The sequence below is a fragment of the Corallincola holothuriorum genome (assembly GCF_003336225.1).
Lineage (GTDB): Bacteria > Pseudomonadota > Gammaproteobacteria > Enterobacterales > Neiellaceae > Corallincola > Corallincola holothuriorum.
Genome location: NZ_QPID01000001.1, coordinates 575,898 through 591,729, shown reverse-complemented (window position 1 = coordinate 591,729; position 15,832 = coordinate 575,898). Strand labels below are relative to the sequence as shown.

General features: G+C 46.8%; 15 protein-coding genes. 7 read left to right on the top strand and 8 right to left on the bottom strand.

Annotated features, from left to right (window positions below):
• Position 1: 1 nt before the first annotated feature.
• Together DU002_RS02500 and DU002_RS02495 are read right to left on the bottom strand one after the other, a co-directional pair.
• The gene (locus DU002_RS02500) at positions 2–919 is read right to left on the bottom strand and encodes a TIGR01777 family oxidoreductase (RefSeq protein WP_325048484.1); all 918 of its coding nucleotides are present in this window, start codon (positions 917–919) and stop codon (positions 2–4) included.
• A gap of 58 nt (positions 920–977) precedes the next feature.
• On the bottom strand, positions 978–1,328 hold the full coding sequence (locus DU002_RS02495) for a hypothetical protein (RefSeq protein ID WP_114336759.1): 351 nt from the start codon (positions 1,326–1,328) through the stop codon (positions 978–980).
• A 92-nt stretch (positions 1,329–1,420) separates the two neighbouring features.
• Between DU002_RS02495 and DU002_RS02490 the strand changes: the two genes are divergently transcribed.
• A complete protein-coding gene (locus DU002_RS02490) occupies positions 1,421–2,335 on the top strand; it encodes a class I SAM-dependent methyltransferase (protein WP_114336758.1) in 915 nt (304 codons plus the stop codon).
• 33 nt (positions 2,336–2,368) lie between these two features.
• Here DU002_RS02490 and DU002_RS02485 read toward each other — a convergent pair whose 3' ends face one another.
• Entirely contained in the window at positions 2,369–2,623 is a 255-nt protein-coding gene (locus tag DU002_RS02485) for a hypothetical protein (RefSeq protein ID WP_114336757.1), read from the bottom strand.
• Between the two features lie 262 nt (positions 2,624–2,885).
• Here DU002_RS02485 and ggt point away from each other — a divergent pair, with 262 nt between their 5' ends.
• Positions 2,886–4,631 (top strand): gamma-glutamyltransferase, encoded by a 1,746-nt coding sequence (ggt, locus tag DU002_RS02480; RefSeq protein WP_233496370.1) that lies wholly within the window; start codon positions 2,886–2,888, stop codon positions 4,629–4,631.
• Between the two features lie 33 nt (positions 4,632–4,664).
• Here the strand turns inward: ggt and DU002_RS02475 are convergent, their stop codons facing one another.
• Entirely contained in the window at positions 4,665–5,102 is a 438-nt protein-coding gene (locus DU002_RS02475) for a hypothetical protein (protein ID WP_114336756.1), read from the bottom strand.
• Positions 5,103–5,308: 206 nt separating this feature from the next.
• On the opposite strand from DU002_RS02475, the gene DU002_RS02470 reads away from it, so the two are divergent.
• Genes DU002_RS02470 through DU002_RS02455 form a run of 4 tightly spaced genes read left to right on the top strand, consistent with a single transcriptional unit; the run spans position 5,309 to position 7,554 of the window.
• Positions 5,309–6,007, top strand: coding sequence for a DUF1538 domain-containing protein (locus DU002_RS02470; protein WP_114336755.1), 699 nt, complete (start codon positions 5,309–5,311; stop codon positions 6,005–6,007).
• Positions 6,004–6,801, top strand: a complete 798-nt coding sequence (locus DU002_RS02465) for a DUF1538 domain-containing protein (protein WP_114336754.1) — start codon at positions 6,004–6,006, stop codon at positions 6,799–6,801. Before DU002_RS02470 ends, DU002_RS02465 begins: the two co-directional genes overlap by 4 nt.
• A 1-nt stretch (position 6,802) precedes the next feature.
• Entirely contained in the window at positions 6,803–7,153 is a 351-nt protein-coding gene (locus DU002_RS02460) for a P-II family nitrogen regulator (RefSeq protein ID WP_114336753.1), read from the top strand.
• A complete protein-coding gene (locus tag DU002_RS02455; protein WP_114336752.1) occupies positions 7,150–7,554 on the top strand; it encodes a CBS domain-containing protein in 405 nt (134 codons plus the stop codon). Before DU002_RS02460 ends, DU002_RS02455 begins: the two co-directional genes overlap by 4 nt.
• A 276-nt stretch (positions 7,555–7,830) precedes the next feature.
• On the opposite strand, the gene pta is transcribed toward DU002_RS02455, so the two are convergent.
• On the bottom strand, positions 7,831–9,984 hold the full coding sequence (gene pta, locus DU002_RS02450; protein WP_114336751.1) for a phosphate acetyltransferase: 2,154 nt from the start codon (positions 9,982–9,984) through the stop codon (positions 7,831–7,833).
• A 62-nt stretch (positions 9,985–10,046) separates the two neighbouring features.
• Positions 10,047–11,243 (bottom strand): acetate kinase, encoded by a 1,197-nt coding sequence (locus tag DU002_RS02445; RefSeq protein ID WP_114336750.1) that lies wholly within the window; start codon positions 11,241–11,243, stop codon positions 10,047–10,049.
• Positions 11,244–11,554: 311 nt separating this feature from the next.
• On the opposite strand from DU002_RS02445, the gene yfbV reads away from it, so the two are divergent.
• Positions 11,555–11,998 (top strand): terminus macrodomain insulation protein YfbV, encoded by a 444-nt coding sequence (gene yfbV, locus DU002_RS02440; protein WP_158537941.1) that lies wholly within the window; start codon positions 11,555–11,557, stop codon positions 11,996–11,998.
• 301 nt (positions 11,999–12,299) lie between these two features.
• Here the strand turns inward: yfbV and pflA are convergent, their stop codons facing one another.
• Both pflA and pflB read right to left on the bottom strand, forming a co-directional pair.
• Positions 12,300–13,043: a pyruvate formate lyase 1-activating protein gene (gene pflA, locus DU002_RS02435; protein ID WP_114336748.1), complete on the bottom strand. Its 744-nt coding sequence runs from the start codon at positions 13,041–13,043 to the stop codon at positions 12,300–12,302.
• 73 nt (positions 13,044–13,116) lie between these two features.
• Positions 13,117–15,402, bottom strand: a complete 2,286-nt coding sequence (gene pflB / locus DU002_RS02430; protein ID WP_114336747.1) for a formate C-acetyltransferase — start codon at positions 15,400–15,402, stop codon at positions 13,117–13,119.
• Positions 15,403–15,832 lie beyond the last annotated feature (430 nt).

The following is a 15,832-nucleotide window of genomic DNA, read 5'->3' as shown; positions in this document are numbered from 1 at the left end:
ACTACTTTGTTTTAGGGCGAGCCAGTAGGCTCGCCAATGCCTCATCTAATCGGCTATGACAGAAATGAAAGCCATGCTCGTGTAGTCGTGATGGTACGACCCGTTGGCCGTAAATCAATAAATCGGCCATTTCGCCAAACAGTAGGCGCAGTAGAAAGCGCGGTAATCTGAATTCCGCTGGACGTTCCAGCTGTTTACCTAGCGCATCGGTAAACTCCTGGTTAGTGCAGGGAGAGGGGGCGGTTAGATTAAAAACGCCGTTTGCTGTTGGGTGATCAAGTAAGAATATTATGGCTTTAACCATGTCGTTAATGTGGATCCATGACATGTACTGTTCGCCGCTGGCAAGCGGCCCGCCGAGCCCAAATCGAAATGGCGGTAGCATACGTTTCAGGGCCCCGCCTTTGGTGCCAAGTACGATCCCCGTTCGCATTATACAGAGGCGGACATTGTCTGGCTTACCTTCCGCTAACTCTTCCCACCGTTGGCAGATCTGGTGGGAAAATTCGTCATGATGATCTGTAAACGATTCATCAATAGTCTCGTTGCCTTGACGCCCATAGATCCCTATCGCGGAGCCGCTCAGGAAAATGGATGGTGGGTTGTTGCTAGTGTGCATGAGCTGCACGAGCGTACTGGTAATGTGCCAACGACTGCCAGTAATTCTAGACTTCTGACGTTTACTCCAGCGCTTGTTGGCTATTGGTTCGCCGGCAAGGTTGATCACTGCATCAAATGGGTCAAGATCATTAAGGTCGTTAAGGCAGGAGATGATCTTGACGTCGAAGCCAAGCTGTTTTTGTGCTGATGAGGGGTGGCGGCTTAACACTGTCACCTTATGCTGGTTTTTAAGGTGTTTGGTGAGTGCGCTGCCAATGAAGCCTGTGCCGCCAGTGATCAATATGTTCAATGAGGTCACCTATGCTGTGCAAAGTGATAACGGATTGTGTCACAAACGAAACCCGATAAACTATACACTATCCTCGGCAGGGCAGTAGGTCATCCTCCGAATTATCATTGGATGAAGAGGTGATCTCGTAAGAGCCACTTTCGCGACGATGATTGGCAAATTGCAGTATGACTAGCAAAGCACGGCTGACAGCCGCCATGGCAATACCGACAGCAGCCATACGAGCGCCTGCCTGTAAGCTTTTGCTAGCCATTGTTTCTGTGGTCATTGTGTCGCTAAACATCGCCAGTGCGGTGGCTATAACACATAGGATCATCGACTTAATTAGACGGTCTGCAAAGGTTCGGTCTACGCTTTTTAGCCTTTGATAGCCGTGAATAGTAGCAATAAAAATAGCGCTCAATACTAAGGTCAACATCTTGACCTCCTTAAAACCCATGAATGCGATGCAATGTCATCTAATTCTGTAAGTTTACAACATTTTGATGACGAATTGGTGACAAGAATAGCATGAATTGTACAAAAAATATCCTATCTTCACTTTTAAAGCCTAAATCTGTGAAAAATGCTGAACGATTATTACATGGTCGAGGCCAGCTAACTGGTGGTGCAGAGTCGATTGCTATCGATTGGTATGCAAGCCATCTGTTGTTCACTTTTTATAGTGAAGTGAGTGACGATGATGTGAATACGCTTGTTGATGCGGTAGTGGATCAGTTTCGGCAATGGCAGATGCCTATCCAAGCTGTCCTTTGCCAACGTCGCTATTTAAAAGGTGCGCCAGTAGAGTGCCTACATGGTGAGGTTTCACAGCCTTTATGGGTCACCGAACATGACCTGCAATACAAGGTCAATCTGCTTAACCATCAAAATCATGGCTTATTTTTAGATATGGCGGAAGGGCGGAAGTGGGTGTTGGAACATGCCAAAGCGCGTTCTGTTCTCAATCTATTCAGTTATACCTGTGGCTTTTCTGTTGCTGCACTAGCGGGTGGTGCAGACAGTGTGGTGAACTTGGATATGAGCAAAGGTGCACTGAGTGTCGGCAAGCAAAATCATGTAAAAAATGATCTACATGGAGCAAGGTTCCTCGGACACGACCTTTTTAATAGTTGGGGAAAGCTAAAACGTTTCGGACCCTATGGTTTGATTATCGTTGATCCACCCTCTTTCCAAGGCAGCAGTTTCACCCTGGATAAACATTATCCGAAAGTGATTAGGCGGCTCAGTTCTTTGGCAGAAGAGGGAGCAGATATATTACTTTGTTTAAATGCGCCAGAAAAAGACAGTGAATATCTAACCGCGATGGTTGAAGAAGGGGCGCCTGAATTAAGTTTTGTGCAGCGTTTGCCAAACCCCGCAGCCTTTGCTGATCGTTTTCCTGAAAAGGCGCTCAAGGTTTTACATTACAGGTATGGTAGCTAATAACAGATAGCTAACAGGCTCTCCTGTTAGCTATCAAAGATCGTTTATCTCTTTCTTTAAATCATAGCTTTCGTCAGTGACAATTTTTTCAACGACTTGTAGGCGCTGGTTTATTGCTTCAAGTGTTTCTTTATTCACATATTGCTTATAGATTGCCAGTTCGGTCTCAAGCATATCCACCCGCTGCTTTAATGCATTATGACGGCGGCCTCTGGCGCTGAACTGTGTTAAGGCCAAGTAAGCGAACACAATCGCCACTAAAACAACAATCATCATATTGCCACTCATTTGTTAACTCCTTACTTAGGGGGCGTGGGTTTAATTTTGCCCATCTAGCCAATCCAACTGTTATTGATCTTTATAACAGCATACAAGCCTTGAATGCCAGCAAGTTAGTGAAAATTAAAGTGTTTATTAACAAAATAGTATCTATTTATTTCTAACATGTTGAAAGCGCCACGGATCTGAGAAGTGAGTCTGTTAAACTGAGTGATTGTAGTATTTTTTAGTCTTAACTGTTCAGGCGCTGTGCATCATAGGGAGAGATAACGTGGGTGGGATAAATCGCTGGTGGCTGTTGGTCGTGCTTCTTTTTCCGTTGGGATTATTGGCCACCCCGCTGGAGTCACAGGAGCAGCTAGAGCCGGAAAAAGCGTTAGGATTAAGTGCGAAAACAACAGCGCGCGGCAGTAGCATTGCGGTTGCCACGGCGAATAAGCACGCCAGTGAAGCTGCGATGGCTATGCTAAAAGCGGGCGGCAGTGCCGTGGATGCAGCTATTGCGGCGCAGATGGTATTGACCCTGGTTGAGCCGCAATCATCCGGCATTGGTGGTGGCGCATTCATGCTGCACTACGATGCTAAAGAAGGTGCGTTGACCAGCCTCGATGGTCGGGAAAGCGCCCCGCAAGCAGCGACGCCCGATATGTTTCTACTGCCAGATGGTAAGCCAATGGCGTGGAAAGATGCCTTGGTGGGCGGGCGCTCGGTTGGTGTCCCTGGTGTGGTCGCCATGTTGAAAATGGCTCATGACAAGCATGGCGTGTTGCCATGGAAAGTGTTGTTCGAGCCCGCAATCAAGCTCGCAAAAGAGGGCTTCATTGTCTCTCCCAGATTGGCTAAGTTGGTGGCTGCCAATATTAATCCTGGCATGGGATTGTTTGAATCGAACAAGGCCTATTTTTTCCCTGATGGTAAACCGATAGCTGAGGGTAGCTTATTGGTTAATCAGCCACTGGCAGATACGTTGACGGCGATTGCCGAGTTTGGGCCGAAAGCATTTTACCAAGGTGAGCTGGCTCGCCGCATCGCCTATGTGGTTAACAATGCCAAGGTTAACCCTGGATTACTGAGCGAAAAGGATTTAAATCATTATACCGCGCTGGAACGAACACCTATCTGTGGTCTGTATCGAGGCTATAAAGTTTGCGGCATGGCACCACCGAGCTCCGGTGGCGTGGCGGTTCTACAGTTACTTAAACTGTTAGAAGGAAGCGATTTACAGGCCCTAAAGCCGACTTCTGCAGATGCTGTTCATCTGTTTACCCAAGCATCTAAGTTAGCATTTGCAGATCGCAATATTTATATGGCTGATAGCGATTTCGTTGCGGTACCGGTTTCAGAGATGCTGGATGATAGGTATATCGAATTGCGCCAAGGCCTAATTACAGGCCGCGATGACGGGGTGGTTGAAGCCGGGCAGCCGGTCGACTACCTGAGAGCTTTGGATGCAAGTCCCGAATTTGAGAGCACTAGTCACCTTTCTATCGTTGATAAGCGTGGTAATGCAGTATCGATGACGACGAGTATTGAAATGGGTTTTGGCTCTTCACTGATGGTCGCAGGCTTTTTACTTAATAACCAGTTAACCGACTTTTCGCTGCAACCTACACGTGGCGCATTGCCGGTGGCTAATCGTATTGAACCAGGTAAAAGGCCAAGAAGCTCAATGGCACCGACGATGGTGTTTAGACCGGATGGCCGCCTCTGGTTGGTTATCGGCTCACCGGGCGGAAGTCGGATTATTGACTACGTTGCCTGGAGCCTATTGGCGCGTATCGATTGGGACATGGCTTTACAGCAAGCGATTGACTTCCCTCGCGTCACTAACAGAAACGATTACACTGCGCTGGAAAAGGGTACTGAAATTGCTCTACTAAAAAAAGCATTAGAGGTGAGAGGACATAGAGTGAGACTGATTGATCTTAATAGTGGTATCCATGCTATTGAGGTAGGTGACACCTTTATTGACGCAGCGGCGGACCCGCGGCGGGAAGGGTTAGCGTTGGCAGAATAGTGCCTGAGTCAGCAATGGCTAGCGTTGATTACGTTAGCCATTGGTCATGAATATATCTGGCTTGATTGATTCTACGTACCATTCAAGACCTTTCTTAACAACAATAACCGTGCGCTCATCCTCTCGAACACCACCGTCTATTTTTCCTTTAAAGTGCACGGTTACTTGTGCTTGGGTAGCTACTTTACGGAAAAAATCGGCATCCGTGTCGCTAAGTGTTAGTTCAACGTCATTCATTGACAGCCCAACCACATGGCGTTTGACGGAATGTGCTGAGCGATAATGAACTAACAGCTCGGCCAACTCCGGCATGCAGTATTTGGTAGCCTCGTTTACGTCAGCGCGAATGTAGATAGCAGCAAAGAAATCAATAGCCGCCTGTTCAGGCGTACTGACTTTCTCTTCACAGCCAGTTAGCAGTAAAAAGGCACACAGCAAAGAGATAAGAGCGTTAATACGACGTGCTTTCATTTTCATCACATTTAATTTTTTTCACAGTCTATAGTGCATAAATCATTTTCATAGGTCAAAACATACCAATGATTACGCTATGCATCACATAACTGAATAATCGTATTTCGTTAAGCAGATAACTAACCCATTATTAATTCAACAAGTTTATCTGATTCTCTAGGTGGCTTTTGAAGGAACTGCTAAGTAATCTACTTTCTTCCTTGATGGGGCGGGTTCGCGATCTGCTTCCAATTGTCATCGTTGTCGCTTTTTTCCAATTGGTTGTGCTGCAACAACCGTTACCTAATTTCTCCGAAATTCTTATAGGTTTGCTGCTAGTTGTGGCTGGACTGGCGTTCTTTATTCGTGGCTTGGAAATTGGTCTTTTCCCCCTGGGGGAAAATCTCGCCCATGCCTTTGCGCAGAAGGGTAATGTCTGGTTGCTCTTAGCATTCGCGTTTTGTTTAGGTTTTGGTACCACCGTTGCTGAACCCGCCCTGATTGCCGTGGCCGATGAAGCGGCGGAGGTTGCGGCTGAAGGTGACATGATTGCTCGCACCGAGGAAGCGATGGAGTCTTATGCCGATGGCCTTAGGCTCACGGTTGCTTTGTCTGTAGGCGTCGCGATTGTGATAGGTGTATTGCGGATCCTTAGGGGGTGGCCGATCCATTTGATGATCACCGGTGGTTATATCTTGGTGCTGATCACGACGGTTTTTGCGCCGAGAGAGATTATTGGGATCGCCTATGACTCTGGCGGCGTCACCACATCAACGATTACTGTCCCTTTGGTGACCGCATTAGGTGTCGGGCTATCCAGTGTGATTAAAGGGCGTAATCCCATGCTGGATGGTTTTGGTTTGATTGCGTTCGCGTCGCTGACACCGATGATATTTGTCATGATATACGGGATGTTGATATGAGTGGCTTGTTACTAGAACTACTCTATAGCACGGCTAATACGATGCTTGATGTGTTGCCTATCATTACCATCATCTTGGTTTTTCAATTGGTGCTGTTACGACGGCCCATCCCACGAACTAAGCGTGTGATGCTCGGCTTTGTCTACGTGATTATTGGCTTAAGCTTGTTTTTGGTTGGGTTAGAAAAAGCGCTATTTCCGCTTGGCGAGTTAATGGCAAAGCAGTTAACGCGTCCAGAGTTTATCTACACTCACGCCCACGAGTTAGACCTTCACGTTGATTGGAAGGATTACTACTGGATCTATATCTTCGCTGCGGCAATTGGCTTTAGCACGACAATTGCCGAGCCTAGCTTAATCGCGGTGGCGATTAAAGCCCACGAGGTTTCTGGCGGCGCGATTGGTGTTTGGGGGTTAAGGGTTGCCGTTGCGTTAGGGGTGGCTATCGGCATTAGCTTGGGAAGTTACCGCATTGTGGTGGGCGACCCTCTGCACTTCTATATTTTGGCAGGGTACGTCGTGGTAGTGATCCAGACCTTCGTGGCGCCTAAGTTGATTATTCCATTGGCTTACGATTCCGGTGGCGTCACTACTTCAACCGTAACTGTACCGCTAGTGGCCGCGTTAGGGTTGGGATTGGCTGAAACAGTACCAGGACGTAATCCGTTGGTCGATGGCTTTGGTCTGATCGCTTTTGCCAGCCTATTTCCCATTATTACTGTAATGGCGTATGCGCAGCTTTCTGAATGGCAGGAACACCGCAAAGGTTCGCCAAAAAAACAGGAGCAAAATTAACATGCATTTCAAACTGATCATTGCTTTTGTCGAAGACGGGTTAACTGAATCTATCATGGAAGCTGCAAGGGTCGCGGGGGCGACGGGCGCGACGGTGATAAATAATGCGAGAGGCGAAGGGTTAAGCAAGCATAAGACATTTTTTGGGCTTGATCTTGAAACCCAGCGCGATGTTTTACTCTTTCTCGTTGAAGAGCATCTTTCCAGAAAAGTATTAGAAAAGATCTCTGAACTAGGACGATTTGACGCAACTAAAGGGGCAGGGATCGCAATCCAGTTAGACGTAGAAGATGCCGTTGGCGTTGCCCATCAGGTTGCTGCACTTAAGAAACAGGTGGAGGAAACACTATGACTATTCGGCGAGTACCGGTGAAACAAGTAATGGTCGACAAATTTGAATTAGTGGATGGCTTGATCACGGTCGAAGCAGCGCTGCAGTTAATCGGTGATAAGGGGCTTGAAGCACTAATTATTGATAAACGAGATGAACATGACGAATTTGGCATGGTACTGCTTTCCGATATTGCAAAGCAGGTTATTGCGAAAGACAAATCGCCTGCGAGGGTCAATCTGTATGAGATCATGGCTAAGCCTGTAGTGTCTGTTAGCTCAGGCATGGATGTCAGGTATTGTGCTCGCTTGTTCGATAGCTTTGGGATCCATCGTGCTCCGGTGATCGATGAAGGGCGGGTATTAGGTGTAGTCAGTTACAACAACATTGTTATTAAAGGTTTTGCGCTTAATGGCTCCTAATAGTCTTACTTTTATGTAATCTCTATTAAGAAAACAGTTGCAACTAACCAAATTTCTTAGTTAGACGTTTTATGGTGTGTATTACTATCCACAGATTTTGTGGATAACTTTGTTGATGAATTAAGTGGTTGGCGTTATCTTGTTGTTTTTATGCAATAAAAATTATTGATCGAAGAGTGAACAATCAAATTCTCAATATCCCCGCGAATAAATGTCAAGTAAAAAAAAAGGAGCTAAGCTCCTTTTTTTTTACTTTTATGGTCTGAATTGGCGACTTTAGCTTACGTTATCCAACTGTCTGGATTGGATCGCTGTTAAAGCGATTGTATAGACAATATCTTCCACTAACGCACCGCGAGATAAATCATTAACGGGCTTGCGCATGCCTTGCAGCATGGGGCCAATACTGATTAAGTCTGCTGAACGTTGAACGGCTTTATAGGTTGTGTTGCCAGTATTCAGATCTGGAAAGATGAAGACAGTCGCTTGACCAGCCACTGGGCTGTTAGGCGCTTTCTTCTTCGCTACATTTTCCATGACAGCAGCATCGTACTGCAGTGGGCCATCAATAATCAGTTCTGGACGCTTCTGTTTGGCAATTTCGGTTGCCAAGCGAACCTTGTCTACATCTGTACCTGTGCCGCTAGTACCCGTGCTGTAGCTGATCATGGCAACTTTGGGTTCAATGCCAAATGCTGTTGCTGAGTCTGCAGATTGGATAGCGATATCAGCCAATTGTTCTGCAGTAGGATCTGGGTTAATCGCGCAATCGCCGTAAACCAGAACTTGGTCAGGTAACAACATAAAGAAGATCGATGATACCAAACTGCAACCTGGCGCCGTTTTGATAAGTTGCAGTGGTGGCCTGATGGTGTGTGCTGTGGTGTGAACAGCACCAGAAACCAAGCCGTCGACTTCATTTTGCGCTAGCATCATCGTGCCTAGCACGACTTCATCTTCGAGTTGCTCATCGGCAACGACTTCGGTCAGCCCTTTATGCTTGCGCATTTCAACCATCGGTGCGATGTATTTTTCACGTACTGCGAGCGGGTCGATAATCTCTACGCCTTCACCAAGGGTTACCCCTTGTTGACTAGCGATACGAGCGACTTCATCGGGATTACCCAAGAGGACGCAACGTGCGATACCGCGTTCTGCGCACATAGCTGCTGCTTTAATGGTTCGTGGCTCTGTGCCTTCTGGCAGCACGATCCGTTTATTCGCCTGGCGCGCTAACTCTGTCAGCTTATAACGGAATGCCGGAGGTGAGAGTTTCCGCTTACGATCTGTACCTGCCACTATCTGGTGGATCCAGCCTTCGTCAATGTGGCTGGCTGTGTAATCCTGCACCTGTTCGATCCGTTGGGGGTCGTCAGTTGGCACTTCAAGATTAAATGCTTGCAGGTTGAGTGATGTTTGCCACGTGTTGGTATCCACCAAGATAACAGGCAGTCCACCAACCATCGCGGGTTTACACAGCTCCATTAAGCTTGCATCAGGCTGGAAGCCGCCAGTGAGCAATAATGCACCAATCTCGACGCCATTCATTGCAGCTAGGCAAGCTGAGACGATGACATCTGGGCGATCCGCTGATGTCACGAGCAAGCTACCAGGTTTAAAGTGGCTGATCATATTGGGCACGCTGCGGGCACAAAATGTCACGCTACGCAGGCGGCGACCGGCTAATTCCCCTTCGTTAATGACTTCGGCGTTCAGGTGGTCAGCGAGGTCTTTAACTCGTGGTGCAATTAGATCGTATGTCCATGGAATACAGCCTAATAGTGAAACTTTGGAATGCTTAAACGCTTTGATAATAGCATCGACGGATGCATTACTATGGGCTTCGCTACCTTCAAATATTTCACTAAGGTCAGGGCGGGTACGTCCTTGATCGTCCACTGGTGCGCCGACCTTGTTGACGATAACTCCCAATAGTTGGGTGTTCTTGTCTCCGCCCATATTGTTGTGGGCGATTTCTACGCGCTCTCGCAGCTGCCCTGCATCATCAACTCCTGGGGTCGCAACGAATACAACTTCTGCGTCCAGCGCTTTGGCGATATCGATATTTGCGCGATTTGCCCAGGGTGAGCGGCGAGTGGGCACTAAACCTTCGACCACCACGGTATCGTCATTGCCGCAGAACTGTTGATAGCGGGCGACGACCTCTTCGAGTAAGACATCGCGTTGGTCACTACTGATCAATGATTCTGCGTAGTGCATGCGCAATGGCTCAGCTGGTGTCAGGCTGGTCGCATTATTAATAATCGCGGTTGAACGTTCAGGGCCTTTATCACCAAGCCTGAGCTGTGCAACTGGCTTGTAAAAACCGACACGGGCACCTTGGCGTTCTAATGCGCGAACCATACCTAAGCTGATGGTTGTGAGACCGACGCCGCCACCGATGGGAATAAGCATTATAGTGCGTGACACTATGAACTTCCTTTTGTACTTGAGTAAGATAAGCCCGAGTAAATGACTCGGGCCGCTTAGTACTACTTAGCCAAACGAACACTATCTCTGGCGATGACAAGCTCTTCGTTGGTTGGAATAACCAATGCTTTAACACGACTCTCAGCAGAGGTGATTTCACCTGCTTTGCCAAAGCGGCAATTCATGTTTGCGTCGTCATCAACTTCAAAGCCAAACACAGGTAGCAGCTCTAAGGTATCTTTTCTGATCGCTGCTGCGTTTTCGCCGATACCACCAGTAAATACGACAGCATCAATGCTAGGCAGCGCAGCTGCATAACTGGCGATGTATTTAGCTAATCGATAAATAAATACCTCATGAGCACGGATCGCTTCCGGCTTGCCGCTCTCAAGGCCATCTTCAACATAACGACAGTCGCTGGTGACTTCGGTTAATCCTAACAAACCGCTTTGCTTGTGCAGCATGTTGTTTACTTCTGTGAGGGTGTAGCCAACGTTGTCAACCAAATGGAAAATGATAGCCGGATCAATATCGCCTGAACGGGTACCCATGACAAGCCCTTCAAGAGGTGTCAAACCCATGCTGGTGTCTACACTTTTGCCACCTTTTACCGCACAAACAGAACCACCATTACCTAGGTGAGCAACAATAACATTCGTTTCAGCTATCGGTTTGCCAAGCATCTTAGCGGCTTCTTGGCTGACGAAATAATGGCTGGTGCCATGCATGCCGTAACGTCGAATACTGTGTTGACGGTACATTTTATAGGGTAGGGCGTAAAGGTAAGCCTGCTCAGGCATGGTTTGATGGAATGCAGTATCGAATACGGCTACTTGCTTAAGCGCAGGAAACGCAGCTTGAGCTGCACGAATACCGATTAGGTGCGCCGGGTTGTGCAGAGGAGCAAGTGTGGCACAGGCTTCGATTCCCTCTATAACAGTGTCATCAATAACGATTGAACTGGTGAAACGTTCGCCGCCATGAACCACGCGATGACCGATTGCTACGAGCGATTCAGCTAGACCAGGTTGCTTATTAATTAATGCAACTATGAAATCAAGCGCTTCTCTGTGGGCTGAGCCAGCACCTAATTTTGCTTCATCCTTCTCACCTTTGAGTTTCCACTTAATGCGAGATTCGGGAAGGTGGAGGCATTCGGCTAAGCCGGAAAGAATTTCGTCGCCGTTATCTGCATCAATAATGGCGAACTTGAGAGACGAACTACCGCAATTAAGAACAAGAACTAAGTTGGCACTCATAATAGTCGTTTAGCCTGAGTCAAGTTGTTTGGGGGATGAAACACCCGTTCATCAGTTAAAGTCACATAAGAATAGAACAAAAAGCATTGTTCGGTGCGCTCTGCTGATGATGGAGTGTAGGCGCGAGCAAATATATATCTAATGTAATAAAATTACAAAAAATCCCTGTGCTCGCCTTAACTTAGGTCAATTTTTAGCACTATATGATCAATCGGCAACGCCGGACCTGGGTTATGGGATAGTTTTGGCGAAAATGTTGTCACATGAGGTACACTCATAGATGTGAATCAAGTTTTAAGCAGGGGTACGTGGTGTCGCAACTAACAGAGTTACTGCAGCAAGGGCAACGCTACATGAACATTTGGCCTATCCGACCTGAACTGTATCGTCATTTCCCTGAGATTCGGGTAATACAGTTTACTCGCTGGGCGACTCGTTGGCTGCCCGGCTTTGCGGTGATGTTACCTGCTTTGCAATATCTGTTGGTTGATGGTTTGTTTTTTGCTCAGATGATTGCTGTGAGCCTACTGCTTATGTCGATTCCGTTTCAAGGCTTACTCTGGCTTGGGCATCGCGCTACTCAACCTTTACCGCCCTCATTAAGTGGATGGTATCGAGATATCCACGCTCGGATGAATGCTGAAGGATGTCAGATATCTCCAGTAAAATCACAACCGCAGTTTTTGGATATGGGCGCTTTGCTAAACCAGGCGTTCAAGCAGTTAGAATCTTCAAGGCTGCAGCGTATTTTCTAGCCAAGGCCATCACACGTTTCAGTTCAGAATCGTGTTCCATTCAACGAGTTTTATTTGACTGTCTTACAGGCGGTTATAAAGCTTATTGCTCCTTCATTCATAGTGCCATGAACATGAATAAAACTGTGTTGGCCTGATATCGACGTTATACCGACGAGAGCGCGCCATAATCGCTCTCTAAATAGAGTTGACCATTATGATGATAAAAAGGAGATCGAGCCTGCTGTGAAAGGGGGCGGCAGTAACTAACTCCTACCGCCGAGATCTTTTAATTCGCAAGGCTAAGTAATATCAGTAATAACTAATACATCACGTGATGGCCATAGCTAGCGATCACATCTTTTATTGCTTCCATTGTTTCTTTACTTGGTGGTTTGACACCGTCAAGGTCATATTTTTCACCCATGGCTTCCCACTTGTGTTTGCCCAACTCGTGATAGGGAAGTAGTTCTACTTTTTCAATATTTTTCATCTCCTTGATAAAATTACCAAGGGCATGTGCTGACTCAATATCGTCTGTATAACCACCGACGACCACATAACGTAGCCAAACAGGTTGGTTCTTGTCTGCCAAGTATTGAGCAAATTGCAGTGTTCTTTTGTTGCTCACTTTTGTTAGGTCAATATGCTTGGCATCATCAATCTGCTTAATGTCCAACATAACCAAATCAGAGACGTCGATTAGCTCATGAATATCGTCGTTATAGACACGAACGAAGCCATTGGTGTCGAGACAGGTGTGGATCCCCTCGGCTTGGCAGGCTTTGAATAGCTCTTTAACGAAGGCTGCCTGTAAAATTGCCTCGCCTCCCGATGCCGTTACGCCACCACCACTGGCATTCATAAAGTGACGATAACTCTGCATCTCTGACATCAACTCTTCAACGGTGACTTCTCGTCCACCGTCTAGATCCCATGTATCGCGGTTATGGCAATACTTACAGCGCATCAAACAGCCTTGCATAAATACGATGTAACGAATGCCAGGGCCGTCCACGGTGCCGCAGGATTCAGTGGAGTGAACTCTACCTTTTATTGCTGCCATGATATCTCCATAAAAAAAGGCCTTGAGTACCGAATACGCAAGGCCTTACTTTTATACCCTAATTTCTAGCAACTTACAGCGTTGCGGTGAATGTCCGGGTAATAACGTCTTGCTGCTGCTCTTTGGTCAGAGAGTTGAAACGTACTGCATAACCAGAGACACGGATAGTTAACTGAGGATACTTCTCAGGGTTTTCCATCGCATCAAGTAACATTTCGCGGTTCATGACATTAACGTTCAGGTGCTGACCACCTTCGATAGCTGATTCATGGTGGAAGTAACCATCCATCAAACCTGCTAAGTTCTGCTTACGGGTGTCATCATCTTTACCCAACGCGTTAGGCACGATAGAGAAAGTGTAGCTGATACCATCTTTTGCATAAGCAAATGGCAGTTTAGCAACTGATGTCAGTGATGCCACGGCACCTTTTTCGTCGCGACCATGCATTGGGTTAGCACCCGGAGCAAAAGGAGCACCGGCAGCGCGGCCATCTGGCGTGTTACCCGTTTTCTTACCATAAACAACGTTAGAAGTAATGGTGAGAACTGACTGAGTAGGTACAGCATCGCGATAAGTGGACAACTTCTGAATTTTCTTCATGAAGCGCTCGACCAAATCACAAGCAATTTCGTCTACACGAGTGTCGTTGTTACCAAATTTAGGGAAATCACCAACAGTTTCGAAATCTGTGGCGATACCATCTTCGTCACGTACAGGCTTAACTTTTGCGTACTTGATTGCAGCAAGGGAATCAGCTGTGATCGAAAGGCCTGCGATACCACATGCCATTGTACGACGAACGTCACGATCATGCAGTGCCATCAGTGCGGCTTCATAACTGTACTTGTCGTGCATGTAGTGGATGCAGTTCAACGCACCAACATATTGCTTGGCCAACCAATCCATGAAGTGATCCAGGCGCTCCATCACAACGTCGTAGTCGAGGAACTCATCTGTAATTGGTGCTTCTTTAGGACCAATCTGGATCTTCAGTTTCTCGTCCATACCACCGTTGATTGCGTACAGTAAGGTTTTGGCCAAGTTGGCTCGGGCACCAAAGAACTGCATATCTTTACCGATACGCATTGGGCTTACACAGCATGCGATCGCATAGTCATCATAATCAAAGTCTGTACGCATCAAGTCATCGTTTTCGTACTGAATAGATGAGGTGTCGATAGATACTTTTGCACAGTACTTTTTAAAGTTTTCTGGTAATTGCTCTGACCAAAGTACAGTGGTGTTTGGCTCTGGGCTTGGGCCCATGGTGTATAGCGTATTTAAGAAGCGGAAGCTGGTTTTAGCAACCAAGGGACGACCGTCAAGGCCCATACCACCAATTGATTCCGTTGCCCAGATAGGATCACCAGAGAACAGATCGTCGTACTCAGGGGTACGAAGGAAACGAACCATACGCAGTTTCATTACGAAATGGTCAATCATTTCCTGAGCTTGTTCTTCAGTAAGCTTACCAGCCGCGATGTCACGTTCAATGTAGATATCGAGGAACGTAGAGACTCGGCCTAAGCTCATTGCGGCGCCGTTTTGGCTCTTAACTGCGGCGAGGTAGCCGAAGTATGTCCATTGGATCGCTTCCTGTGCTGTTTGTGCAGGCTTGCTGATATCACAACCGTACTTAGCGGCCATCTCTTTCATCTGGCCTAAAGCACGATGTTGTTCGCTAATCTCTTCGCGCAGACGAATCGATTTTTCAAGGTTTGCGCCGTCTGGCGCAGAGTACATATCTTCTTCAAGGCTGATATGTTGCTTAACCTTGTCTTTCATCAGCGCGTCGATGCCATAGAGGGCAACGCGACGGTAGTCACCAATAATACGGCCACGACCATAGGCGTCAGGTAAGCCGGTGATAACACCTGATTTACGACAGTTACGGATATCTGCTGTGTAAACATCGAATACACCCTGGTTGTGGGTTTTACGATATTCACTGAAAACTTTGTTGACCATAGGGTCGAGTTCGCGGCCGTAGACTTTGCAAGATGTCTCAACCATGCGAATACCACCGTTACAGATGATCGCACGCTTCAGCGGCTTATCAGTCTGCAAACCAACGATGGTTTCTAAGTCTTTATGGATATACCCGGCGTCGTGAGAAGTAATGGTCGCTGGGTTGTCGGTATCGAAATCGACAGGTGCGTGGGTTGTGTTTTCTTGCTTGATACCTTCCATGACGGTATTCCACAACTGAGTTGTGGCTTCGGTGGCACCGGCAAGGAAGCTCTCATCACCTTCATATGGCGTGTAGTTCTTTTGGATGAAGTCGCGAACGTTAACTTCTGTTTGCCAATCACCTGCTGTAAAACCGTCCCAGGCGTTAACTGATTTTGACTCTGGCATTACGTTTCCCCTTGTCACACGTGACATAAATTAAGACTACATTTGAAGCTGGTGCCAATGTCTGCTCGGGCTTGCGCACCTGCTAAAAGGATAGCTTGTTTGCCTCAGTTTATATGATTTTTTTGCGCTCTAGGCGACACATTGTAACCATTGGTGCAATGTCGTTTCGTCACCGATGAAATGCATATTTCATACGTTGTAAGGCAATTACATACCACTTACTTCAGTATCAAAGAAATGGGTGGATAAACCAAAATTCACGCTGTCATCTTACCAGTAGGTAGACCGTAATAATTGATCTGGATCAGTTATTTTTATTTTTTGTAATTTTATTACAGAAATTGTCAGGGTGTTTGTTAACCAATTGAAAATATAACATTAAATTAATATGTTATCTGTTTGTACTTGTTTTGCTGATTACTGGTCAGGT

Excerpts from the sequence above, each read along its gene's own strand:
- DU002_RS02495 (WP_114336759.1), bottom strand. The coding sequence starts at position 1,328 with ATGTTGACCTTAGTATTGAGCGCTATTTTTATTGCTACTATTCACGGC.
- DU002_RS02490 (WP_114336758.1), top strand. The coding sequence starts at position 1,421 with ATGAATTGTACAAAAAATATCCTATCTTCACTTTTAAAGCCTAAATCT.
- DU002_RS02485 (WP_114336757.1), bottom strand. The coding sequence starts at position 2,623 with ATGAGTGGCAATATGATGATTGTTGTTTTAGTGGCGATTGTGTTCGCT.
- DU002_RS02475 (WP_114336756.1), bottom strand. The coding sequence starts at position 5,102 with ATGAAAGCACGTCGTATTAACGCTCTTATCTCTTTGCTGTGTGCCTTT.
- DU002_RS02470 (WP_114336755.1), top strand. The coding sequence starts at position 5,309 with ATGGGGCGGGTTCGCGATCTGCTTCCAATTGTCATCGTTGTCGCTTTT.
- DU002_RS02465 (WP_114336754.1), top strand. The coding sequence starts at position 6,004 with ATGAGTGGCTTGTTACTAGAACTACTCTATAGCACGGCTAATACGATG.
- DU002_RS02460 (WP_114336753.1), top strand. The coding sequence starts at position 6,803 with ATGCATTTCAAACTGATCATTGCTTTTGTCGAAGACGGGTTAACTGAA.
- DU002_RS02455 (WP_114336752.1), top strand. The coding sequence starts at position 7,150 with ATGACTATTCGGCGAGTACCGGTGAAACAAGTAATGGTCGACAAATTT.
- DU002_RS02445 (WP_114336750.1), bottom strand. The coding sequence starts at position 11,243 with ATGAGTGCCAACTTAGTTCTTGTTCTTAATTGCGGTAGTTCGTCTCTC.
- pflA (WP_114336748.1), bottom strand. The coding sequence starts at position 13,043 with ATGGCAGCAATAAAAGGTAGAGTTCACTCCACTGAATCCTGCGGCACC.
- pflB (WP_114336747.1), bottom strand. The coding sequence starts at position 15,402 with ATGCCAGAGTCAAAATCAGTTAACGCCTGGGACGGTTTTACAGCAGGT.